Consider the following 429-nt stretch of genomic DNA (forward strand, 5'->3'; position numbering starts at 1 on the left):
AGTCGCTTAACCTCACAACCCACAGGCGTTTTTCAACGCTGCGAATTGCAAGCATTTGAGAGACTCGAACGCATCGCTTTGTCATTCCTTATTACGGAGGAATAACGCGCTGCGTCGTTTCAATTTTCAGCTTGTTCCGGATTGTTAAAGAGCAAATATCTCAAACGCGGCCCGGCTGCTTACGCAACCAAATCGGTTTTGAGATACTGTATGGAGACACCTTTCACCTGTCACCAAGCAGGTGGCGTCCCCTAGGGGATTCGAACCCCTGTTGCCGCCGTGAAAGGGCGGAGTCCTAACCGCTAGACGAAGGGGACACAAAAGTGTCACGACTTCGCAGCCGTCCTGCTCATTACTTTTTATCAGACAATCTGTGTGGACACTGCGCGGGAAGGTATCTTCAGGTAAGGAGGTGATCCAACCGCAGGT

1 tRNA gene is annotated in these 429 nt (G+C 51.0%); it reads right to left on the reverse strand.

Going from position 1 to position 429, the window contains the following annotated elements:
* Positions 1 to 242: 242 nt before the first annotated feature.
* Positions 243 to 317: transfer RNA gene (locus HFD95_RS21880), tRNA-Glu, on the reverse strand.
* Between the last annotated feature and the right edge of the window lie 112 nt (positions 318 to 429).

Source organism: Pantoea sp. EKM10T, assembly GCF_011800685.1.
Taxonomy (GTDB): Bacteria; Pseudomonadota; Gammaproteobacteria; order Enterobacterales; family Enterobacteriaceae; genus Pantoea; species Pantoea agglomerans.